This is a genomic window from Oceanirhabdus sp. W0125-5, from assembly GCF_027938815.1.
In the GTDB taxonomy this organism is placed as follows: Bacteria; Bacillota; Clostridia; order Clostridiales; family Clostridiaceae; genus Oceanirhabdus.
In genome coordinates, this window is record NZ_CP115913.1 from 5,743,382 (window position 1) to 5,768,261 (window position 24,880).

Genomic DNA, 24,880 nt, shown 5'->3' on the forward strand with positions numbered 1-24,880 from the left:
CAATCACCTTTTATTTAAAACTTTTTATGGATATTTTGGAAACTTACCAAAGTCAGGTTTTCTTTTTTCTTTAAATGCATCTCTTCCTTCTTTTGCTTCCTCCGTTGTATAGTACAATAATGTTGCATCTCCAGCTAATTGCTGTAATCCTGCTAGTCCATCTGTATCTGCATTAAAGGAAGCTTTTAAGAAACGAAGTGCAGTAGGTGAGTGCTGTAAAATTTCTTTTGCCCACTTTACTGTTTCTTCTTCTAAGTTCTCAAATGGTACTACTGTGTTTACTAGTCCCATATCCAAAGCTTCTTTAGCAGTATATTGACGACATAAATACCAAATCTCACGAGCTTTCTTATGTCCAATAATACGTGCTAAATATCCTGCTCCATATCCTGCATCAAAAGAACCTACCTTTGGTCCCGTTTGTCCAAATATTGCATTTTCAGAAGCTATTGTTAAATCACATACTATGTGAAGTACATGTCCTCCACCTATTGCAAAGCCATTAACCATTGCTATAACTGGTTTAGGAGTAACACGAATTAAACGCTGTAAATCTAATACATTTAAACGTGGAATATGATCATCACCTACATACCCTCCATGTCCACGCACCTTCTGATCTCCTCCTGAACAAAATGCTTCTTTCTCCTGTCCTTGTCCATGGTTTGCACCTGTTAAAACAATTACCCCTACTCTTTCATCTTCACGAGCTATTGTGAAAGCATCTATCAATTCCATTACTGTTTTAGGACGAAATGCATTACGTACTTCCGGTCTATTAATTGTAATCTTCGCAATTCCATCATATGTTTCATATATTATATCCTCATACTTACGATCTAACTTTTCCCAAGAGAACTTACTCATGATTAACACTCCTTTTTTATAATAAAAATTCATTTACTGTTTTATTAAACTTATTAGGTTTCTCAACATGTGTGTTATGTCCAACAGCACTTATTGTTTTATGCTGTATGTTAATATTTAACTTCTGAAACTCATTACCTATCTTCCTGTATTTTTCATCATATTCTCCACTAACATATAATACAGGCATAGTTAAATTTACAATTTCCTCTTTAAAGCAAGGAAAATTTCCCTGTCCAGTACATATCAGTGTATTGGACAGTGCATGAGCTTCATTTGATAGCCTTCTTTCACTTATTTCATATCTGATATTTTCAGGTAAATTTCTTTGTGATTCAAAGATACTTAAATTGGACCAATATTCATCAAACCACTCTATTCCTTTTTCTCTTATGCTCTTTGCTAATTCCTTATCCCATCTTCTCCTATTTACCCTATTTATGTGATCACTTTCACCATATGATGAACTTTCTAAAATTAATTGAGTAATTTCATTTTCATAAGATAATGCATAAGCTAATGCTATCCTGCCACCCATGGAATAGCCTAACATTGAATATTTGTTTAATCCTAATTCTTTTATAAGCTTATTAATATGATTAAGTATTACTTTTAAATCATAATATTCACTAGAGTAGGGCTTATCACTTTTCCCATGCCCAATAAAGTCAATTAAAATCAGTTTATATCCTTTTAATTCAAGGTACTTCCATGTACTAAGATTCTCAGAAAAACCATGGAGGCAAATAATTGGCTTTCCTTCTCCTTTTATTTGAACATGATACTTAATATTTTCAATTTCTATAAACATAATGCCATCCTATATTTTTGTATATTTATCATGGAGCTCTTTGCTTAATTGTGAATCAATTTTGACTTCAATTAACTTTATTCCTTTTACAGATAATGCCTTATTAAAGCAATTTTCAAATGATTCATAATTTTTCACTTCATAATATTTTAAGTTATACAAGCTCTCCGCCCCTTGAAAATTCATACCATGTGGGGTTAAAAATAAATATTCAAAATGCTTTTCTCTACTTTGTGGTAAATTCCTGAATATTCCTCCCCCATCATTATTGAATAGGACAATAGTTAAATTTAAATCATGTGTTTTTCCAACTAACAACCCGTTTAAATCATGGTAAAAAGATAAATCCCCTGTAACTAAAATTGTAGGTTTCTCAGACTCAGATACCCCTAAGGCTGTTGAAATTATACCTTCAATTCCATTTGCTCCTCTATTACATAACACTTTAACTTTTTGATTACGTGCTTCAAAAAAGTAGTCTACGTAACGAATTGACATACTATTTGATACAACTAAACGACTTTCATGTGGAAGCATGTTCTGTACCTTTTGAATGACTTTTCCTTCAAACAAAGTCTTCTCATCTTTAACTTTATTCAATTGTTTACGAGTTTTCTTTTGATAACTTACCCATTTGTTCAAATAGTCTAAGACTGTATTTTCTATAAAAATTGCCTTAGCAAACAATCTTGGTGATGAAATAATAAATTTTTTCGTAGAAACAGCAGAGTTTCTATATTCAAATACTTCATCTACTTGTATATATAACGCCTCTTTATGAATTGACAGAAACTGCTGTAATCTTTTTGATACAGGAACTTGCCCAAAGTGAATAATATAATCAGGCTTCAACTCCTTTTTAATATGATCATCTTTTAGAAATACATCATAACTATCAATAATAATATTATTAGAATAATTTCTTATATTTGAGATTGGATCAGCTAATATAGGTGTTTTCAATCTTTCTCCCAATTCCATTACTTCTTCATGATAGTTGGAATAAGCGTCTCCACCACAGATAATAATCCCGCTTTTATCTTTAAATATAGAACTATCAAATATGCTCTGAACATCCCCATTTATAAATTCAAAGTTATTCTTTTCCCGTCCTGTAGTAAAATCTAATTCTTTAAAATCAGGGATTAATGGCTCTCTAATTGGTACATTAATGTGAGTTACTCCGTAAGGCTTTGTCATTGCACTACAGTATGCTTTTTCCATGATACTGCGTACATATTTATACATATTTACTCTTTCTTCTGGCAGTGCTAACTCTTCATAATATTTAACGTAACCTTGAAATATTTTATTTTGATCGATTGTCTGTGGTGCTCCAATATCCTGTAGTTCATGAGGACGATCCGCACTTAAAACAATTAGTGGTACTCTTGAATATTTAGCTTCAATAATTGCTGGATAGTAATTTGCAACTGCTGTTCCTGAAGTACATAGCAAAACAACAGGCCTCTCATTTTCTTTTGCAATACCCAGAGCAAAGAACCCTGCAGACCTCTCATCAATATTAATATAAGTTTTAAAATCATGTTCACAGAATAACAAAGCCAAAGGCGTTGACCTAGAACCTGGGCTAATTACAACATCACGAATACCTAATTGATATAATTCATCAACTAAAGCAGCAAAATAGTTTGTCATTAATTTCCCCTCTTATCTATAGACTTTCTATTATTGTTTTTAATTTATTTTTTGTTTCAATATACTCATCTTTACAATCTGATTTTTCTACCACACCACAACCTGTATAAGCATAAATTTCATTTCCTTCAATGAGAGCAGATCTTATACCTACTACAAATATTCCATCTCCATTCCCATCAATAATACCAATTGGAGAAGCATATAATCCTCTCTCATGTTTTTCATATTTCTTAATCAATTCTAAAGCTGTGATAGTAGGATTTCCTCCTAAAGCAGGTGTAGGGTGCAGTCTCTTAACCCATTCCAATATTGTACTTTTCTTATCCTTTGCACATATATTTGTGTGTAGATGATGTAAATTTTTAAGTGTTAAAATTCCAGTCTTATCCACTTTAATTTCATTAGTATATTGATTCATAGTATTAACTATTGAATCAATAACTATTTTGTGTTCATAGAGGTTTTTTGAATCATTCAACAGAGTTTCTTTTCGTAATTCATCATCTATTTCACTACGAGGAATTGTTCCAGCTAATGCATAACTTAAAATAGTATTTTTCTCTTTTTGAATCAAAACCTCTGGTGTTGCCCCTAAAAATGTCTTTCCATTCTTATAGTAAGCAAAGCTAAAGCTATTAGGGTTTTTATCAATAAGATTTTGAAGTACACTTTCTACGTTTACAGAAATATCACACTGTATTTTAACTTCTCTTGAAATAACAACTTTATTTACTTTTTGGCTTATTATCTCATTATGAACATTAGAAAATAATTCTCTCCATTCTTCATAATCATCACTTGATAATTCATAAGAATGTTTGGAAATTTTAATCTGAATATTTTCTATTTCAACTAAATCCTTAAAATAATATAGAATTTGTACTCCATCTTTTATAACAAGATAGTATTCAAAAACAATAGTTTCATTTCCAATACTTGACCATTTTTCATCCTTTATAGTATTAAAAAATGTCATGGATGAAAAAGCATATAAACTATTCTTTAATTCTTCCTTACTTGAAATAGCTTTTAATCTTTGAGCTCCCATAATGAGTTCTTTTTTTAATGGATTATAAAATAAAAATCGTTCTTCATTTTTAAAATGATTCCAGAATGAAAGTGGATTATTTAATTTAAGTTTTTTCTTTTTATATACCATATCTTCCAACCTCCAATCTAAAGAACAAATGACCAAATAAAATATTAGTTAAATATTCATTATAAAATCCATCAGTTTATATAGATTCTCCTTATATTCCGAATCCTGTAATCCGCTAATTGCTTCCTTTGCCTTAGAAGCAAACTCATGAGCATCATCCATAGTAACATGTTTTAATGTTTCAGGATCATCATCTTCAAAATCATCTTTAATTTGATACGCCATACCAAAATTCAAACCAAAGCTTTCCATATTCTGAACATCACTTTCTGAAGCACCTGCTAATACAGCACCTAATTTACAACATACACTCATAAATAAAGCTGTTTTCCCTTCAATAATTCTAAAATATTTTTCACGGTCAATATTTCCTTTAGCTTGCTCTATCTCAGCAACACACATCTTGTAACTAAGAGACGCAATATCTTGTGAATATTCTACTGAAAACAAATTAGAAACTATAGAATACGCATAAGCAAATAAAGTATCTCCTGCTAATACAGCTAATTTATTACCAAAGGTATTATTTAATGTTTTTTGTCCTCTTCTAGTCATATCTTCATCAATTATGTCGTCGTGTACTAAACTTGCACTGTGTAATAATTCAAATGCCAAAGCTAGCTGAATTAAATTATCTTCATTAACATCTGCTTGTCCATTATCAACTGCACCAGCTGATAAAAATGTTAATGCTGGACGAAGATGTTTACCAGAATTTTTAAAGAAATATCCAAATAATTCACTAACATCAGGAACTCCAGCATTAATCGCAAGATTATTTAGTTCATATTTAAGCTTAGTTATTTTCGGGTCGATTGGTTTATAAATATCATTCAATTTCAATCTGCACTCCCACACTTTCATAGTATTTTTAGTTAATCTTTTTATCTTAATAATGAATTTGTTATTTATTTGTCATTTAAATTCTATCTATTCTAATGCTTATAAGCAATATTTCTTGACTATTGTCACATTGAGTCGATCATTGTAATAAAAGGTAGTAAAACAAATAATGCCCCGTTGATATAAAAATCTAACAGAGGCATTAAAATTTACAATATTTTTATTATTAAATTAGTCAATAGTTAAGTAATTCTTTTTCACGAAACCAATTTTATTCCAAGCTTTCTTTAGTCTAGGTAGAACGTAGTAATCTAATCCTAAGCTCTTTCCTGCTCCACCCATTAAAGCTACACCAGACATTACATACCATAATATCTCAGAAGAGAATCCACCTGAAACACAAAGCATTATTGCCATAACAATAGATGTAACAGCTGAAACACTTGTAAACAATCCACAAATTAATAATAATCCAATAATTACTTGTCCTATTTCCATACCTGCTGGATTATTAAGACCTTGTTGTAACCATTGATGACCTATAAAAATTCTTAATGGCACTAACCAAGTGTTTAGATAAGACTTATTTAAGTGTCCTCCAATTAAACTTCTGTTATCCTTTACATGGAATATTTCATGTGATACATATGAACAACACTTACTAATTCCCGCTACTTGTAAAAAGTATACTACGTTAATAAAATGCTTTATAAACATAGCCATGAATCCTGTAACTCCAACCATTTTCCCAGGGAACCCAACAGTAGCAACTCCGTATTGTCCACCTATACATACCATACATCCATGGAATGTTGGTTTATACGATTTCTTTTCTTTACCTTTTATATCAGCATAAATATTCTTAGCAACAAGTGGTGCTGAATGCTCTGCATTCTCAACCATTTGAGGTACTGGTCTTTCTTGTCCTTCTACAATATAGAATATATTATCTCCTACAACATAAACATTTTCATGATCTACTGATTGAAGTTTGTCATTAGTTACTATTCTTTTTCTTCCATTTTGTTGAACCTCCAGATTACCCATCAGTTCAGAACCTTCAACTCCAGCAGCCCAAACTATTGTATTTGATTGAATACTTCCTTTATCTCCTAATGTAACAGATTCCTTAGAAACCTCAGTGATTTTTGCTCCTGTAATAATTTCAACTTCCAATTTCTTAAGTCGCTTTTCAGCCTTCTTAATTAAATTATCAGATAAGATTGGCAGAATCTTAGGCATTGCATCTACAACATACAGTTTAACTTCTTCCTTATCTATACAGAATTTCTTACAAAGTCTCTCTTTGTATTCTCCTAATTCACCAACCAATTCAATACCAGTAAATCCACCACCTACAACAACAAATGTAAGCATTTTTCTTCTCTTTTCTTTGTCTGTTTCCTTTATTGCTTCTCTAAACATATGAAGAATATGAGCTTTCAAATTAACAGCATCATCGTATTCCCATAATTTTTTAGTGTATTCCTCTGCCCCTGGAATTCCAAAGAATGTAGGTTTTGAACCAGTACCAACAACTAAGTAATCATAGTCATATTCTTTATTATCTGATTTTAATACATTATTATCAAAATCAATGTTCTTGATGTGATCTAGTACAACATTTACTTTTCTACCTGCAAATATTTTCTTTAGATCAATTTTAATAGACTCCTCAGCAACTCTTTCCGCTACTACTTCATGAAGCTCCGTACGCATAGTATGGTATGGGTTTTTATCAATAAGAGTAATTTCTACATCGTTATCATTTTTGAATTTATTAGCCAGCTTTTTAGCTGTTAATAAACCACCATATCCACCACCAAGGAGCACAATTTTCTTCTTATTATTCATCTACTCACTCCTTAACATAAAATCTTTTAAACAAATCATATTTATAAGTAATTTGGACATAATAATTCACTCTAAAAGTAATCTTAACAGAACAAATTTACCTTTCAAAGGTTTCTTGACTATTGTCACAGCGAACTTTCTATTGAGAATTCTTTATAATATTTTTTTATAACAAAAGGAGTCATTCGACTCCTTCTAAAAATTTAATATTTAATATAATTAATAACTTCATGATACACTCTTTTTTTAGTTACTAAATAATATATTGTTTGAAAAATCAGACACATGCTTATAAATTGAAAACCTGCAATTGATAAATTTAATCTTTGATAGCTTGGGTAGAAGATAAACATATAGATGAATCCAATTAAAGCGCCTATCATACATGGAATGAAGAAAGTAAATATCATATCCTTCCCAATCATAACTTTAACTTCTTTATGCGAAATACCAATTCTCATAAGTTTCTTATATATTATCTTATCATTTTCAAGCTGAGAAAAATACTTGAAATATACTAATGATCCTGAAGATATAAAAAAGATTAAACATATAAAGCTGAATAAGAAAAATAATAGTCCATGCTCAGATTTTGATTTTTTTACTTCTCCCATAAGAGAATATACTTCTGGTATAACTTTTTCAATTTCATAACCTTTTTTCCACTCATTCAAATTATATAAATATATTATATTACTATGCTCATTATTTTGCTGCTTTATTATCTCATAAAAATCTTCTTTTGAAATTAAATAAATTGATTTTATTAAATCTGGGTGACGACTTATATAAACATTGTTCAAAACACTATTTATTTTAAATTTGTATTCATTGTTAAAAAAGGTTGCCTTTATATTTATAGGTTCTTCCATAGCAGCTGTTGAAGTAAATCTTTCTAGTGATATAGCATTCCCTTTGGTTAACGTCAAACTTTTATCAAAAACATTGTTATAATTCTCATCATAAATAAATATTGCCGATTCGCTTTCTATTGACATTTCAATAAATTGAAGTTTTTCTTCTTTTGTTATAGAAACATTCTGTTCCTTTATTGTTTTCTCTAAAAAAGAATTATCTATTTTATCACTTCTACTCTCTACGTAAGTTAAATCATAGGTATTACCTTCCTTAACAACAGTTTCTATTCTTGTATATTCATGATAAGTCATTATACCAAACATGAACATGACAAAATATGATATAGTTAGAGCAAATATAAATTTTTTATTAGAGCTTATTCTATGACGAAGATTTGTGTTAAAAAGCAAGTTTTTATACCAAAGAGCTTTATTTCTTTTGCTAAGAAAACTAGTTAAATTGTGAAGCTGAGATAAAAACAAATTTAATCCTATAAATGTTCCTGTTATTGTTCCGAAAAATACTATTTGACTTAACCCCTTAACATTAATAAATTTTATGTTTACAATGAATGATGAAACTATTAAAATCATTCCTATAATTCCCCATACAGGACTTTTAAATCCTATATCTTCTTTTTTTCTATTTTCCTTAAGGAGTTCATTTATATCAAGTTTTTTTGCTATGAATAAACTTCTTATTAAGAGATATGAAAATATGATCACAAACATAATTAATGTATAGAAATAACTTTTTAAATGAAGTCCAAACGGTATATTTTTCAAATCCATTATTTTAAGTATTGTTATAAAGAATAATCTTGAAAATACAGTACCTAATAAAAGTCCAAATACAGTTGCAGCACTTCCAATTATAATATTGTTTAGAAAAACAATTGTTGATACCTTCCTTTTATCCATACCTAAAGCAAGGAATAATCCTAATTCTTTACTTATTCGTTTAATAAGCGTACCATTAACATAACTTATAAAAAATATTGAGAATACCCCCAGTACAACTAAAGGAATTGATACTACAACTGCAAGCATATCAGGTATACCATAAGCACTTTTCACATTAAAATCATTAATCAAATTCACTAAAATAAAGAAAAAAGCAATTGAAAGAGCAATACATAGAAAATATGCAAGATAATATCGTATACTACTCTTTAAATTCTTAAAAATAATCCCTTTAAAATTCATATGATTCTCCTCCAATCACAGCTGTACAATTTAAAATATTTTCAAAGAATTCTTTTCTAGTTCCCTTTTTTACTATTTCCATATGGGTATTTCCATCTTTAATAAATAAAATCCGATTAGCATAACTTGCAGCATAAGCATCATGTGTAACCATTAAAACTGTACTATTAAATTCTTCATTCATTTTAGTAAAACAGCTCATAATTGCTTTCGCTGACTTTGAATCCAAATTACCAGTTGGTTCATCTGCATAGATTATTGAAGGTTCATTCATCAATGCTCTGCTTATAGCAATTCTCTGCCGCTGACCACCAGATACATTGCAAGGATATTTCTCACCAATCTCTGCTATACCAAAGCGATTCATTATTTCATCAGCCCTTGTTTCCATAATTTCAGGCTTTTCACCATCAAGTATCAATGGTAACATAATATTTTCTTTAAGTGTCAAAGAATCTAATAGATTAAAGTCCTGGAATACAAACCCTATATTTTTTCTTTTAAATGAAGCTAATGAATGATCATTCATACTACTTATGTCCTTTTCATTAATTATTATATTTCCTGAAGTAGGTTTATCCATTCCACTTAACATATTTAAAAGTGTTGACTTCCCACTACCTGAAGGACCCATTATTGCAACAAACTCTCCTTTTTCAATTTTTATAGAAACACTTGAAAGCGCCGTAGTTGCAGTAGTATCTTTTTTTCCACCATATATTTTTGTAATATTTTTTCCTTCTAAAATCATCATATTATTCCCTCCTGTATATGAACATTTAATTATTTTTTTAATTTATGCTTTAATTATAAAAGTTCAATGGAATCTTATCCATCGAACTTTATTAAATAATATTACAATATTGTTATATATTGCATTGTAAATTCACTTCCCTCTCCCACTTTAGAATTTACATTTATTTTATGATTCAATTTATTTGATATTTCTTTAATCAAATATAATCCAACACCTGACGAACCATTAACCTTCCTTCCATTCTCGCCAGTAAAAAAAGGTTCAAATATTCGCCTCCTATCCTGTTCAGGTATCCCCATCCCCTCATCTTTAATGGTTAAAGAAATATTATCATCACTTTTAGATATAATATAATATAAATTTTTATTTTCCTTTTCAGCTTTCGAATACTTTATTGCATTATTTGTTAACTGTTCTATAATAAACTCATTCCATTTTAAGTCTGTTAAAATATTAGTATTATCTTCATTACAGATAATTTGAGGAAAAACTCTATTATAAATAAATTCTCTTCTTTTTTTATTTATAATCCTTGAAACAATTTCTTTTAAATCCACCTTTTCAGGAAGATAGTCCTTTTCAAAATCTTCAAGTCTAATAAAACTCAATGCTTTCTCTAAATCATCTGTCAGTCTTAATATTTCTTCTTTTAATTCCTTTTTTAAATCTGATATTTCAGTTATATCGTTATTTTGCATAACAAGTTCCATAACAGAAACTGGCGTCTTCATGTCATGTATCCATTGAGAAAAAAATTGCCTGAAGCTTTTCATTTTTGAACTTACAATACTAAGCTCATTCATATATTTATTAAACTGAAAATCTAAGGTTTTAAAAACTAAGTTTTTACTATAGCTTAATGAATTATAATTAAAATTGATGCTATGCATAGATTCTTTTAGTGACTTAATAAAATTAAAGTATTCCATAGCTCTGAAAAACATATAAATCAAATATATAGTAAAGCTTATAAGTATTGGATATATAATTTCCGCTGCCCCATTAGTTGTAATATGATAGAAAAAAATTATAATAAAACTATTAAAAAGAAATGCTAAAGTAAAACCTGCACTATCACCTATAAATCCAAATAACTCTTCTCTTTTCACTAACATCCCCCCAAATCCTTAATATTACGATTATTCTAACTCTGTAGAATCTAGAAAATAACCTGCTCCTCTTTTTGTTTTAATAAGATTATCTATACCCAGTTCTAATAGCTTATTTCTAATTCTATTCACATTTACTGTTAAAGCATTATCATCAACAAAAGATGCCTCATCCCATAAGGCTTCAAGAAGTTCCTCTCTTGATAAAACTTTATCTGCATTTTGTATAAGTTTTTTTATAAGCTTCATCTCATTTTTAGAAAGCTCCGTAAATTTATCATAATAATTAAGCTTAAAAGTCTCTTCTATAAGCTCTAAACTATTTACTTTTATAACATCATTCTGAGAATATTCTCCATAACATCTTCTTAAAGCAACTTTAATTTTTGCATGTAATATTTCTATATTAAAAGGCTTGGTCACATAATCGTCAGCACCTAATTCCATTCCCATAATTTGCTCCATCTCTCCACTTCTTGCTGAAGTTATTATAATTGGAGCTTTTGAAATTTTTCTAAAAGCTCTACAAAGATAGAAACCATCTAAATAAGGTAAATTAATATCTAACAGAACTAAGTGAGGAGATAACTTTTTAAATTGCTCTTCTACATTATCAAAACTTTCTACAGTAACAACATTATATTTAAACCTTTTTAAATGCTCTTTGACAATATTACATAATTTCAAATCATCCTCTATTAAAAAAATTGTAAACATAACTTTCCCCCAAAATTTCTAATATATTTTCTTAAAACATTATGTGGTAATTATATCATATTTAGTAATTCCTTTTAAATAAAAACAGCTAGTGGATTATTATATCCACTAGCTGCTTTTTTCAAGTTCTAGCAATCTCATACGATATGCTCCCATTGCCGTTTCACTGAGCTTTTCTATAAACTTTGAATTAACATAAGCACCTACAAGAGCCCCTATTCCTGGTAGCATTTGTAACAGCTTTGCTAAATCAATATAATCTCTGTACTCTAATTGAAAACTTCTCCAATCAAAAGAATTTATATCATCAGGTAATGTCTTAAAAAATTCTTCCCAATTCTCCATCTTCTCAAATACCTTATTCACATTTCTCTTACTTGAAAAAGCTAGTTGAAATATATTTAATATATAAATTCTCTCTTTATAATCATTTACATCAAATCCATATATAGCTGCAATATCATAAAGAAATTTAATTTTAATACTCATAAGTAAAGGTATATCCGTAAGTCCTAATAGTATTCCTCCAGCACCCGTTCCTGCCCCTTCTATCATAGCTGTAGTTTTGTATCTCTTAGTTTTTTGAGCAACTAATTCTTCTCTTTCTTGAAGTGTTTTATACTTATAAGGAGACTTAGTAATATATTTAGAACCAAACAACACAGCTTTAGTCATATTTTTAATAGCTGCAGTTACAATTTCATGATATTTTTCAGGCAAAATACCATTAAATTTATTTTGAATCCCCTTTGAAGCATTTTCACCAAAGTTAGGTTTTTTCCTCATTTTCTTCTTCCATTTATTAAGTTCATATAGCGCCAATTCATTATACCAATGGATAAAAATCACCTCCTATAACTTATATTTATTATATGCTTAAAATAACATTTGTTCTATTAGAAAAATCTCTTATCACACAATTAAATAATTAAATTACTTCCATAAGGATAAAATAACATTGAATATCATAAGGAGGTGCTGTAATTGAATATGGATACTAGAGAAATACTTATAAAAAAACTTCATGATGCTGAAGAAAATGTAAGGGATTATAAAGCTTATTCAGAGCATGTAGATAATGGTGAAATTGGTAGTGTGTTTGGAAAATTTGCTGAAGAATCAGCTATTCAAGCTACAAAATTACAAGAATTATTAGATAAATATGATAACAAATAAATTATATTATTAAAGAGAATCCAAGGATTCTCTTTTTATTTTGAGTAATTATCGTTTTAAATAATGTAGCACAACAATCCCTTCTTCTACTATGTAACTTTCAAGCTGTAAAGGTATAATAGGATTGTTTTCTAAAAATAATTTTCGCCCTTTCCCAAGTATCGTAGGAATAATTGCAATAATGTATTCATCAATTATATCTGCCTTAATGAATTGGTCGATTAACTCTCCTCCACCGAATAAATACATGTCTTTCCCTTCTTTGGTCTGCTCTTCTTGGAGTAATTTTACTATATCCCCACTAATAAATCTTACATTATCAAAACCCTTTTCTTTCTTTGATGTTGCAATGAATATTTCTTTATTTCTAAAAGGTTCAATATCACAATCCTCATAGGATTTTCTTCCCATAATCATTGTATCAATTGTATCTAAAAATACCTCAAAGTTGAATTTCTCTTCGGTATTCAAATGAGTCTTTCCATCACCTACAATCCACTCATATTTTCCCTCTTCTGTAGCAATATAACCATCTAAACTCATTGCTAAATTTAATATAATTTTTCTCTTCATAAATTCCCCTCCTAGTATTTATATTTTAACCATAACCTATATGATATAATAATTATAAATTATTAATCTTGACATCTTATGTCATGTTTTATAGAAAGAAGGTACGTTAATGAGAGCAGATCGTCTAATAATGATCATATTACTTCTTCAAACTCACAAATCCATTACAGCCAAAACACTTGCTGAAAAGTTAGAAGTATCAGAACGTACTATTTATAGGGATATAGATGTCTTAAGTTCTTTAGGAGTTCCTGTATACTCAACTAGAGGTAGAACAGGTAGCATCAAGTTAATGGGAAATTTTCAAACTAGTCTTACTGGTCTAACCCAAAATGATATCTACTATTTTTCATTACCTGTTCCTAAAAAACTTATTGAGGATTTGGGAATTTCTACTCCAACTGATAGTAGTTATATGAAATTATTGAGCAATGCTCCTGAAGAAATAAAATCTTCCTTATCTAAAATAAATAATTTTCTCTATATTGATATAAGCTCTTGGACAAAAGAAACCTATCAAACCGATAAAAGTTTATTGCTTCAATTGCAACATGTAGTATGGGAAAGTCTTAAGATCGAAATAAACTATGAAAAAACAAATGGATTCAAGCTTTACAACTTAAAACCATTAGCATTAGTGCTAAAGCGAACGGTTTGGTATTTAGTTGCCATTGATGATAAATGTATCAAGAATTTTAGAGTGGATCGTATTAATAAATTAGAAATCAAATCTGATAAATTTAATCGTCCTTCAAATTTTAACCTTGAAATCTATTGGAACACCACAGTTAATACATTTAGGAAAGAACTCCCTAAATATCCAGTTACATTTGAAGTAAATGAAGAACTCTACAATCACTTAAAAAGAAGAAAAACCATTAGAATAATTGAAGAAGCTTTTGATTCAAGTGTAAAAGTTTATCGTTTAAAAATCCTTTTTGATGTTGAATTTGAAGCAATGCAGTTTGTTTTTGAATATGGAAATCAAATAAAAATTCTCAATCCAAAATCTTTAATTGATTCACTAAAAAGTAAAGCATATGAGATTTTAAAAACCTATAAGTAAAATTCTGGCTTCTTACCATAAATGGGCTAATAGATTAACTATTAGCCTAAAATTTAAATATATTATTTATTAAATTCTTCTATTACGTTAAGACACTTCAACTCATTCAGAAAATCATTAAAAGTCAATACTCTTGAAGCAGCTAATATAAGCTTTGCACTATTTAGTATTTTCTTATCTTCTGTAACAAGAGTATACTGTTTATCACTTTCACAAATACAAATCAGATTATAATCATTTCTAGAAAGTTTATTACCATTTATATAATAAATAAGTTTATTAGAATCATGTTTAATTGAAATATTGGGTTTATAAATTTCTGTTATGCCTTCTTCATCCTCATTAATTACATGCCCTAATAATCTTAAAAATCTATCTGATAGTACTGACACTCCGTTAATTTTTCTATATTCTTTTATAGATAATTCTGCTGCTATATGATTATAAATCTTAAAATCAATCTCCCCACTTTTTTCTATAGCTTCAAATAAGTTAGGATATTTATCCCAAATTTTTATAACTATGTTTGAATCTAACAAGTACTCTTTCTTACCCAATATATCCACCTCTTTATCGAAATAAGTTCCTCGTTTAACATAATTATATTGTTAGCAATATTATTTATTAACATTCTTCACGTGAAATTAATTACAATTCAAAAAGCAGATCATCTTTAAAATGACCTACCTAATTTGTTAAATAAAATCTAAATTCATTAAAGGAATATTTTTTTCTAGTCTTCTTTTAAAATCAATTTTGAATTTTTCTGCCCATTCAGGTAAATTGTTAACATCAAAACTTCTATGAATAACAATATATATAGTGAATTCCCTTAGTTTTATAAAGTTCATTAACTCTTTTAACCAAAAGTCATCTAGTTTATTCTCTACATTATAACCTTTCATAAAACTAGGCAAAAATTCCTTTATAAATGAATTTCTTGTATCTGAATCCATGCTAAAAGCAGTTAAGTAAAATATAACTATTGCAATATCACTTATATACCATTTATAACTACAATCATCAAAATCAAATATTGTAATCTTATTTTTCTCCACAAAGAAATTTCCAAAATGTATATCTGTATGAATTAATCCATATGAATCAACATCTGTTGGTAACCCTTTAAGATATGTGATCAACTCATTATATTTCTCTATAATAAACTCATCTTCTTCTGGTAAAAAACTTGTACCATTTTTAAATAATATATCCTCATGCCATTCATATCTTTTAGGTATACCATCAGTAACCTTATATTTTTTTGTTAAGTTATGAAGTTTTCCTACTGCACGTCCATACTCAAAACAAAAATCATCATTAATAATTTCTTTAGTTGGTCTGCTTCCTTTAGCTTTTTCATATCCTGTTACAGTAAAATACGAGCCATCACTTACTTTTACAATTTCAACTAGATTCCCTCCATTTGATTCAATTGGAATTGAAACATTCGCCTTATTTTTTGCTAAAAAATTCACCCAATCAAGTTCAGCTCTAATCATATCATATTCTCGATGATCACTATGACCAATCCTCAGAATGTATTCTTTGGAATTTCTCTTAAATTCATAAACAAAGTTTTCAAAACCTCCAATATACGTTACATCACTTAATGTCAATCCGAAAGATAATGCACATTCTTCTAATACTTTATCAGTAAATAGCTCTTTTATATGCTTTTCCACTATTATTCCCCCACTTCAAAACCCTTTATTATTTTTCTTATATACATAATTATACTACTATTCATGTTTTCTTATGAACCATTATAATTGCATAAAACCAGCTTTTAATATTTATAAAAGCTGGTTTTGGTGATTATCTATTATTCATATATATCAGAAAACTCAATATTTATTCTTTCTACATAATCATGTGTATTATTATGTTCAATATCCTTAATATTAACTTCATCTAAAACTTTAACAGGTAATTTTATAACAAACTCTGTTCCTTTTCCATATTCACTTTCAACCTCAATACTTCCCTCATGCATTTCTACAAGGGATTTAACAAGAGATAATCCGATTCCACTTCCTTCATGATTTCGAGTTGTTGACTTATCAACTTGTCCAAATCTATTAAATATTACATCTATCTTATTCTCTGGAATACCAATTCCTGTATCCTTTATTGACATAATAACTGTATCACCTTTGTCAAAAATATTTACAGTAATTTTTCCCCCTGATTTCGTGAACTTTATTGAATTAGATATTAAATTTAAAATTATTCTTTCAATTTTATCAGGGTCACAAGCCATAATTTTTTCTTCGACATCAGTATCAAAAATTATTTGAATGTTTTTATTTTCTATGTATTGTGCTACTGATAATGTAATATCTTCAACAGTACTTACAATATTGCAATTTTGCAAATCTATTTGAAAATAATTTGCATCAATCTTAGTTATATCAATCAAATTATTTATTAATCTTAACAACCTAAATCCATTTTGATTTAAGATTTTAAGATACTGACTAATTTTTTCTCCTTCATTTCCATTAATTACATTTTGCAATTTAATCTTTAATAATTGAACAGAAGAAAATATTAAATTTAATGGTGTTTTAAATTCATGAGATAAGTTCCCAAAAAACTCATTTCTTACTCTCTCATATTCAATTGCTTCTTTTAAACGTCTTTCTTCTTCCTTTATCCTTTTCTGTAATTCTTCAGTCCTTTTACGCTCTGAAATATCTCTTACTATAGAAAGAATTGCTAATTTCCCTTCAATCTCATAATAAGTATCACATACTTCTACTTCTATAATTTTGCCATCCGATGTAATTAATTTTTCTTCTATAATTCTTGGACTATTCCCATTTTTCATAAACTGTGCATGTTCTCTAACTTTTTCATGATAATCTTTATGTATAAATTCAAATACACTCTTACCTATAAATTCTTCTGAACTTTGAGCACCCATAAGCTTTGCTAATGCAGGATTAACAAAAGTAACTTTTCCATTTATATGTGTGCAAATACCATCTGGCGATGATTCAACAAGAAGTCTATATCGCTCTTCACTCTGTACTAATTTTTCACCCACTTTTTTTAATTCAGTTATATCACGTCCTAAAATAACTAACCCTTTTCTTTCTCCATTATCATAAAAAATCGGGACCTTAATTATGTCATATACTTTATAGCTTCCATCATTTTGTGGTGATATTTCTTCTCCACGGACCATTTCTCCTTTTTCCCATGCATAATCATCGGACTCTTTACAGTTTAAAAAGGTCTGTTTATAAGTAGCATTTATTTCTCCTATTTCTACATCAGTCTTTCCAATATAATCAATTCCTTCAAAGTTAAATCCTTTAAGGCATGCTTCATTAATTTTTAGATACCTTCCCTGGGCATCTTTAAATATCATAATATCTGGACCGGCATTTATAAGTGTTTGCAATCTCTCTTCATTCTCTCGTAAAGAACTTTCAGCTTTTTTACGTCTAGAAACATTTATATGAAGTATAATATTATTTATTACAAGAATTGCAATAATTATAAATAATCCAAATTTCAAATTAACTCTTGATATAGATAAATTATCACTAGGCTTATTTATAACTATGCTGCCTATAGGCAACTTTGAAATCTTAAAATCAAAAGACTTAATCTCATTATAATCAAACATATACGCGTTAGGACTTTCTGTTTCAATTGGTATTGTCTCAATATTTTCACCACTTAAAACACGTAACGCTAATTCTGCTGCAAACTTACCTTGATTAAAGCCACAGGTTAATTTTCCTCCTACAATTCCATGGTCTAATAATTGATTCCATAGACTATATATCGGAATATCAAAATTCTTTGCAAGTATCTGTATTCCATCTTCAATATTTATAAACTTACCATAATCATCAATAAAATCCCCTATAACAAGTAAACTGCTGTCTAAAGATAACCCCTTCACCTTTTCTTGAACTTGAGATATTGGTATATTATCAAGTAATTGAAACTCAATATTCTTATATAAAGGGATTAAATCCTTCACTTTCTCTTCAAATTCTTCATGACTAGGCTTATTATCTGAAACTACAATCATCTTTTGCATATTAGGTTGAAGCTTCACTGCTGCAGCTATAGTCCCCTTTACATCAACATCTTCAGTTACTCCTGTAATCAGTTTTTCACCATCTATCATAGTACTGTTAAAACCATTTACTCCACAAAACACAACTGGTGTATTAGGAAATAACTCATCTCTATATTTTAATAAAAAGTTTAATGCATTATTATCAGCCGATACTATAGCATCATATTTTTCATGTTTAAGTGTATATTTATACACCTGATATAATTCTTCAAAGTATTTTTGATCATTTATTTTTTTGGTATCCATATATTTAATATCCATCAAAATATGATTTTTTTCAAATACGGATTCTATCCCTTTTTGAATACTGTCTGTCCATATATATCCATGATTATAAGAATGTAAAATCAAAACTTTTTTTTCAGTAACATGATCAGAATATACTGATTGGCTCAACATAATAGCCATAAAAAATAAAAAAATTGATAAAATTAAAAATCTGACTGTTTTAATTTTAATGTTCTTCAATACAAGCCCCCCATTTTATGCCTTAAAACATTATTTCAAAAAATTAAGGGATTCTAATAATATCCCAATAACTTTGTTACGTTCATAATTATTTACATAAAAACTTCTAATAATTAATTATATATTATACTTCGACTTATTTCTATTTATTCTTTTGTAGAACAAGTCGAATTTAATAATATTCATTAAAAAAAGTAAATATAAAGTCATTTTTTATACCTTAACAAATAAATAAGCCCCAAAATAAATGGGACTTTACATATTATTTAATTTAAATTTTATCTTACTTAAAAAATACTTTCTTTATTCTAGTTAACCCCTCTTCTAAAATCGACCTTGGGCACGCATAATTAATCCTAATAAATCCTCTACCCTTAGTACCAAACATTGACCCTCCATCTAATACAACTTTTGCCTCTTCACTTATCTTCCTCTCAAGTTCTTTATAATCACTTTCAACCTCTCTAAAATCTAACCATGCTAAATAAGTTCCCTCTGGTTTTGTATATCTAACATTTGGCATATGTTCTTTAACAAAGTCTCCAATAAAATCTGCGTTTCCATCTAAGTATGTAAGTAACTGTTCTAGCCACTCTTCTCCTTCTGGTGAATATACTGAATGAATAGCATCTATAGCAAAAATATTAGGTAATGGAGTCATCATAAATGATTTCATAAATTCCTTTTCAATTTTTTCTCTTATTTCTTCATTTGGAATTATAATATTAGAAATTTGTAATGCCGCTAAATTAAAAGTCTTACTTGGTGCTGTACAGATAACACAATTGTTTTCAAACTCTTTTCCTAAAGATCCATATGTAGTATGTTTATTACCTGATAATATTAGATCACTATGAATTTCATCTGCAACCACTATTACATTGTATCTATTACATATCTCTCCTAGTTTTTGAAGTTCTTCTTTTTCCCATACTCTACCTACAGGATTATGAGGACTGCATAAAATCAACAATTTACATTGAGAATCCTTTGCCTTATTTTCTAAATCCTCAAAATCTATAACATATTTACCCTCTTTATTTATGAGAGCATTGTTAATTACCACTCTATCATTATTTTCAATAGAACTTTTAAATGGATAGTATACAGGCTGCTGAATAATTACTTTATCTCTAGGTTCAGTTAATGCTCTTATTATGAAGTTTAATGCTGGAACAATTCCAGGTGAATTAATTACCCATTCTGATTTAATCTCCCAATTATATCTTTTTTTATACCAGTAATTCATAGCTGAATAATACTCATCAAGAGGCATACTATAACCAAATATTCCATGTTCCGCTCTTTTCTTAAGAGAATCAATTACTACCTGTGGACACCTGAAGTCCATATCTGCAACCCACATAGGCAATAAGTCTTCTCCTTTTGCCCCCATAAGTTTTTCAATTAATTCTGGATCCCATTTAAGGGCATTTGTTCCTCTTCTGTCTATTACCTCATCAAAATTATACTTCATTTTTATTTCAACTCCCTTCTTTTTATCTATATTACATTTAAGATTCTAATAGCCAAAACGCTGTATTCTTTCAAGAGCTTCTATTGCTTCTTGTGGCTCCAATCTCTTAGTATAATCAGTATTTACATAAGATAAAATTATATTTCCCTTAATATCAACTACATATGTTATTGGTATTGGTAATTCATAACTTATATGTTAAAATAAATTATAAATGAATGTTCATTTATTGTCAATGTTTAAATTAAGGAGACGGCTATTTCTATATAGACTTCTCCTTAAAATCTCATTATGAATTTTTAGACTATCTCTGGGAACCAGATACCTATTTCTATTTCTGCTGATTCACTAGAATCTGATGCATGTACTATATTTTTTCCTTTACTATTTGCATAATCTCCTCTTATAGTTCCACACAGTGCATTCCTAGGCTCCTTATCTCCATTGATGTTTCTTACTATATCAATAACATTTTCACCTTCAAGAACCATTACAAATACTAACCCCTCTAAAAAATAATCTATAAGCTCTTGAAAAAAAAATTTTTCACTATGTTCAGCATAATGAAGCTCTACTGCCTTTCTATCAGCCTGAATCAACTTACCAGCAATAATAGAAAAACCCTTTCTTTCATATTTGTTAATCACTTCCCCTATTAAGCCCTTAATATTTAAATATATAATTAAAAATCACTATTTTCTATTATTAAGCTTTATTCTCAATTGCTTCAGCTATTTTTTTACCTAATAATGTTGCTCTTTCTACTGCTTCTTTGTCTTTGTCAAAAACATAAAAAACATCTTTAGTTATCTTAGCATCGTCACCAAATTTAGCACGGAATGCACTATTATTACAAGTTTCACCTTTACCACATTTATAACATGAAGCATTTCCTCCCATTGTTAACGCTCCAACTTCATCCATTTTGTATGCTCCAAAAACAGCTGATAATTCTTCTTTTACAGTTTCTTGATCAAATAATCCTCCTGATACTGATGCAACTAATTTCCCTTTTAATATATTATTATGGAATAAAGGAAACATTCTCTCAATAAACACTTTAGTTAATCCATTTAATTTACCAAATCTAGCTAATCCACCTATTAAAACTGCATCTGCATCTTCAATTTGACCTAATATCTCATTTATGTCATCTTTCAATACACAACGATTAGTGTGAGCACATCCTACACAACCAGTACAATATTTCATGTTAAGATTCTTTAATCTCACTAATTTCCACTCTTGTCCTGTAGACTTTAATACTTGCTCCATTGCCTTTTCAACAACACCTGATTTCACTGTACTTCCACTTAAAGCAATAATTTTTGCCATATTATACTCCTCCAAACTTATTTCTAGTTTACTGACCATGTAAAACTATATATAAAAATCAATATTTGATTTTTAACTATACTATCTTGTAACAAAGATTCAATTCTGTTTCTTTTGTCATGAATTTAGACATCTTTGGAACTATTCTTTCAAAGTGTTCTGATTTTAAGTGATTATCAAAATCTTCTTTATTCTCCCATTGTTCAAGAACTATAAGAAGCGCTGGATTCTCCTCATCTTGATACATTTCATATTGTATGTACCCTTTTTCTTTCTTTGTTGGTTCAATCATGCCTTTGAATACTTCTACAAATTCATCAACTTGATCTTCTTTAACATAGATTTTTGATATAGTTTGCAACATACTATCCACACTCCTATTAAAAATTTTTAATATGTATAAAGATTAGATACAGTTCACAGCTATTTCAAACTGAAACAACTGCGAACCATTTTATTCTCTTATATTTGAAGTCCTACTCTAAAACCTTCATCAATAGCTTCAAAAGCTTTTCTAACCTTTACTGCATCTCCAATAGTTATAACTTCTTCAACTTTACCTTCTAACTTTGAAGCTAATTCATTTACAGGTCTAGAACCTATTGCCATAACAACTGAATCGATATTTTCTAATTTAGATTCAATACCTTCTTTATCTGCAATAACTACTTCATTATTTAAAATTTCTTTTACTGAAGTGTTAGTTAATATCTGTACATTATTTTTCTCTAAATCTTTAAATAAGAAATAATTTACCGCTGGTTCTCCACCTTGAACTATCTCAGGAAGCATTTCAACTATTGTAACCTTCTTACCATGGTTAGCAAGATGAGCTGCAGTTTCTGCTCCAACTAATCCACCACCGATTACAACTACATTTGTTCCAACTTCTTTTAAGCCTGCTAAAACATCATTAGCAATTACAACATTTTCTTGATCTTTTCCTGGTATATTAGGTACAAATGGTTTTGCACCAGTAGCCACTATAACTGTATCAGGCTTCATGTCTTCAACAATTTCCTCAGTTAGTGCAGTGTTTAAATTAATATTTACTCCTAATTTATTCAATTGAGTTTTTTGCCAAACAGTAAGGGTGTTTAATTCTTCTTTTGATGGAGGAACTGCGGCTAAAATCCATTGTCCTCCTAATTTTTTGTTTTTCTCATATAAGTGCACTTCATGACCACGCTTTGCAGCAACAATAGCAGCTTCCATTCCAGCTACACCACCACCAGCAATGAGTACTTTCTTTTTATCTTCAGCCTCTTCAAGCTTAAATTCACTTTCGTTCCCTGTCATTGGATTTACAAGACATTGTACAGGTAATTGCTTTACATTTCTTCCAGCGCATCCTTGTAGACATCCGATACAACGAGTTATTTCTTCAAGTTTGCCCTCTTTAGCTTTGTTTGGTAGATGCGGATCAGCAAGAGATGCTCTTCCCATAGATACTAAATCAGCCTTTCCAGCAGCTAAAATTGATTCTGCTATTAATGGATCTGTTACTCTTCCAACTGTGATTACTGGTATAGAAACTACTTTTTTAATCTCAGCTGAAATATCAGAGCTCCAACCATGTTTAACAGCCGCTGGTGGTATAATATATTGTGCACTTGCATAAACCCCATTCGTTGCATGTATAGCATGTACACCCGCTTCTTCTAACATCATAGCAATAACCTTGCTCTCTTCTGTGGTTAAGCCACCTACAACAAGTTCATTTACTGACATTCTATATATAATTGGGAAATCTTCTCCAATTTTCTTTTTCATATTTTCAATAACTTCTAATGCAAATCTTGCTCTATTTTGAATAGTGCCACCATATTCATCTGTTCTTTTGTTAGAGAATGGTGACATGAATTGATTTATAAGATATCCATGAGAACCATGAACCTCTATTCCATCAAATCCAGCTTTTTTACCTCTTAAAGCCGCATCTCCAAATTTTTCTACAATTTCATGTATTTCTTCAACAGTTAATTCTTTTGGTGTTTCACCTATAGTAGGGTCTGGTATAGGTGAAGGCGCTACAGGTTGTACACCAGTTATTGCACTAGCTGTTTGTCTTCCAGCATGATTAATTTGAACAACTATCTTTGCTCCATGTTTATGAGCCCTGTCTGTTAACTCTTTATGGCTTGCAATTTGATCATCATTCCATAGTCCTGGAAGTTTTAAGAATCCTTTTGCCTCTGGGTCCATTGTGTAGTTTTCTGGAATTATAAGACCCCATCCACCTTTAGCCTTTTCTTCTATATAAGCAATAAATCTCTCATTAGCTGTACCATCTTCGTTTGCAAAATTAACTACCATTGGTGGTACAACAAATCTATTTTTAATTTCCATTGTACCAATTTTTATTGGTTCAAATACTTTTTTCAACATATATTTCACTCCCTTTATGCAGTCTACTAACACTCTTTAAAGTCCCAACTCTAAAGAGTCAGGACTTTTAATTTACTAAAGAACTTCTAATACTTCTTCTGGTTCTAATCTTCTTGTATAATCAATATCTAAATGAGCTAATATTATTGTTCCATCCCCATCAACTACATATGTTGCTGGAACTGGTAATTCAAAATTTTTATTACCTTGTGTTTTAGGTAAATCAACTCCGAACTTTTCATAAAGAGGTTTTAACTCATCTGAAAGTTCAAAAACAATACCAAATTTTTTTGCAATCTCATTATTAAGATCACTTAATATTTCAAAATCTAATTCTAGCTTTTCAGAAAGACTCAAAGAGTTGTCTGGCAATTCTGGTGAGATTGCCACAAGTTGTGCTCCTTTTGAGTGAATTTCAGGAAGTATCTCTTGGTACCCGCCAAGTTCTAT

Annotated in this window: 23 protein-coding genes; 2 read left to right on the forward strand and 21 right to left on the reverse strand. The window is 29.3% G+C overall.

What is annotated here, in order from left to right; all coding sequences use genetic code 11:
* Positions 1-24 precede the first annotated feature (24 nt).
* From menB to OW730_RS26740, 11 genes are all read right to left on the reverse strand, one after another.
* On the reverse strand, positions 25-867 hold the full coding sequence (gene menB, locus OW730_RS26690) for a 1,4-dihydroxy-2-naphthoyl-CoA synthase (protein ID WP_271227098.1): 843 nt from the start codon (positions 865-867) through the stop codon (positions 25-27).
* Positions 868-883: 16 nt separating this feature from the next.
* Positions 884-1,678, reverse strand: a complete 795-nt coding sequence (gene menH, locus OW730_RS26695) for a 2-succinyl-6-hydroxy-2,4-cyclohexadiene-1-carboxylate synthase (RefSeq protein ID WP_271227099.1) — start codon at positions 1,676-1,678, stop codon at positions 884-886.
* Between the two features lie 9 nt (positions 1,679-1,687).
* A complete protein-coding gene (gene menD / locus OW730_RS26700) occupies positions 1,688-3,337 on the reverse strand; it encodes a 2-succinyl-5-enolpyruvyl-6-hydroxy-3-cyclohexene-1-carboxylic-acid synthase (RefSeq protein WP_271227100.1) in 1,650 nt (549 codons plus the stop codon).
* A 16-nt stretch (positions 3,338-3,353) separates the two neighbouring features.
* Positions 3,354-4,499: an isochorismate synthase gene (locus OW730_RS26705; RefSeq protein WP_271227101.1), complete on the reverse strand. Its 1,146-nt coding sequence runs from the start codon at positions 4,497-4,499 to the stop codon at positions 3,354-3,356.
* A gap of 48 nt (positions 4,500-4,547) precedes the next feature.
* A complete protein-coding gene (locus OW730_RS26710; RefSeq protein ID WP_271227102.1) occupies positions 4,548-5,342 on the reverse strand; it encodes a polyprenyl synthetase family protein in 795 nt (264 codons plus the stop codon).
* 231 nt (positions 5,343-5,573) lie between these two features.
* Positions 5,574-7,196: an FAD-dependent oxidoreductase gene (locus OW730_RS26715; protein ID WP_271227103.1), complete on the reverse strand. Its 1,623-nt coding sequence runs from the start codon at positions 7,194-7,196 to the stop codon at positions 5,574-5,576.
* A gap of 203 nt (positions 7,197-7,399) precedes the next feature.
* On the reverse strand, positions 7,400-9,259 hold the full coding sequence (locus tag OW730_RS26720; protein WP_271227104.1) for an FtsX-like permease family protein: 1,860 nt from the start codon (positions 9,257-9,259) through the stop codon (positions 7,400-7,402).
* A complete protein-coding gene (locus OW730_RS26725) occupies positions 9,249-10,013 on the reverse strand; it encodes an ABC transporter ATP-binding protein (RefSeq protein WP_271227105.1) in 765 nt (254 codons plus the stop codon). Before OW730_RS26725 ends, OW730_RS26720 begins: the two co-directional genes overlap by 11 nt.
* Before the next feature lie 101 nt (positions 10,014-10,114).
* Positions 10,115-11,125, reverse strand: a complete 1,011-nt coding sequence (locus OW730_RS26730; RefSeq protein ID WP_271227106.1) for a sensor histidine kinase — start codon at positions 11,123-11,125, stop codon at positions 10,115-10,117.
* Between the two features lie 30 nt (positions 11,126-11,155).
* Positions 11,156-11,842 carry a response regulator transcription factor gene (locus OW730_RS26735; protein WP_271227107.1) on the reverse strand — a complete coding sequence of 229 codons (687 nt, stop codon included), beginning with the start codon at positions 11,840-11,842 and terminating at the stop codon, positions 11,156-11,158.
* Between the two features lie 108 nt (positions 11,843-11,950).
* On the reverse strand, positions 11,951-12,628 hold the full coding sequence (locus OW730_RS26740) for an EcsC family protein (protein WP_271227108.1): 678 nt from the start codon (positions 12,626-12,628) through the stop codon (positions 11,951-11,953).
* A gap of 204 nt (positions 12,629-12,832) precedes the next feature.
* On the opposite strand from OW730_RS26740, the gene OW730_RS26745 reads away from it, so the two are divergent.
* Positions 12,833-13,018 (forward strand): hypothetical protein, encoded by a 186-nt coding sequence (locus OW730_RS26745; protein WP_271229636.1) that lies wholly within the window; start codon positions 12,833-12,835, stop codon positions 13,016-13,018.
* 48 nt (positions 13,019-13,066) lie between these two features.
* Here the strand turns inward: OW730_RS26745 and OW730_RS26750 are convergent, their stop codons facing one another.
* A complete protein-coding gene (locus OW730_RS26750; RefSeq protein ID WP_271227109.1) occupies positions 13,067-13,591 on the reverse strand; it encodes a dihydrofolate reductase family protein in 525 nt (174 codons plus the stop codon).
* Positions 13,592-13,721: 130 nt separating this feature from the next.
* Between OW730_RS26750 and OW730_RS26755 the strand changes: the two genes are divergently transcribed.
* Positions 13,722-14,657, forward strand: a complete 936-nt coding sequence (locus OW730_RS26755; RefSeq protein WP_271227110.1) for a helix-turn-helix transcriptional regulator — start codon at positions 13,722-13,724, stop codon at positions 14,655-14,657.
* Between the two features lie 62 nt (positions 14,658-14,719).
* On the opposite strand, the gene OW730_RS26760 is transcribed toward OW730_RS26755, so the two are convergent.
* From OW730_RS26760 to OW730_RS26800, 9 genes are all read right to left on the reverse strand, one after another.
* On the reverse strand, positions 14,720-15,214 hold the full coding sequence (locus OW730_RS26760; RefSeq protein WP_271227111.1) for a hypothetical protein: 495 nt from the start codon (positions 15,212-15,214) through the stop codon (positions 14,720-14,722).
* A gap of 138 nt (positions 15,215-15,352) precedes the next feature.
* A complete protein-coding gene (locus tag OW730_RS26765; protein WP_271227112.1) occupies positions 15,353-16,342 on the reverse strand; it encodes a phosphotransferase enzyme family protein in 990 nt (329 codons plus the stop codon).
* A gap of 140 nt (positions 16,343-16,482) precedes the next feature.
* The gene (locus OW730_RS26770; RefSeq protein WP_271227113.1) at positions 16,483-19,230 is read right to left on the reverse strand and encodes an MASE3 domain-containing sensor histidine kinase; all 2,748 of its coding nucleotides are present in this window, start codon (positions 19,228-19,230) and stop codon (positions 16,483-16,485) included.
* Positions 19,231-19,513: 283 nt separating this feature from the next.
* Positions 19,514-20,707 (reverse strand): MalY/PatB family protein, encoded by a 1,194-nt coding sequence (locus OW730_RS26775; protein WP_271227114.1) that lies wholly within the window; start codon positions 20,705-20,707, stop codon positions 19,514-19,516.
* A 299-nt stretch (positions 20,708-21,006) separates the two neighbouring features.
* Positions 21,007-21,354 carry a nucleoside-diphosphate kinase gene (locus OW730_RS26780; RefSeq protein WP_333781252.1) on the reverse strand — a complete coding sequence of 116 codons (348 nt, stop codon included), beginning with the start codon at positions 21,352-21,354 and terminating at the stop codon, positions 21,007-21,009.
* A gap of 58 nt (positions 21,355-21,412) precedes the next feature.
* The gene (locus tag OW730_RS26785; RefSeq protein ID WP_271227115.1) at positions 21,413-22,042 is read right to left on the reverse strand and encodes a flavodoxin family protein; all 630 of its coding nucleotides are present in this window, start codon (positions 22,040-22,042) and stop codon (positions 21,413-21,415) included.
* A gap of 76 nt (positions 22,043-22,118) precedes the next feature.
* The gene (locus OW730_RS26790) at positions 22,119-22,406 is read right to left on the reverse strand and encodes a putative quinol monooxygenase (protein ID WP_271227116.1); all 288 of its coding nucleotides are present in this window, start codon (positions 22,404-22,406) and stop codon (positions 22,119-22,121) included.
* Positions 22,407-22,504: 98 nt separating this feature from the next.
* Entirely contained in the window at positions 22,505-24,430 is a 1,926-nt protein-coding gene (locus OW730_RS26795; RefSeq protein WP_271227117.1) for an oxidoreductase, read from the reverse strand.
* 75 nt (positions 24,431-24,505) lie between these two features.
* Positions 24,506-24,880, reverse strand: coding sequence for a peroxiredoxin-like family protein (locus tag OW730_RS26800; RefSeq protein ID WP_333781293.1), 375 nt, complete (start codon positions 24,878-24,880; stop codon positions 24,506-24,508).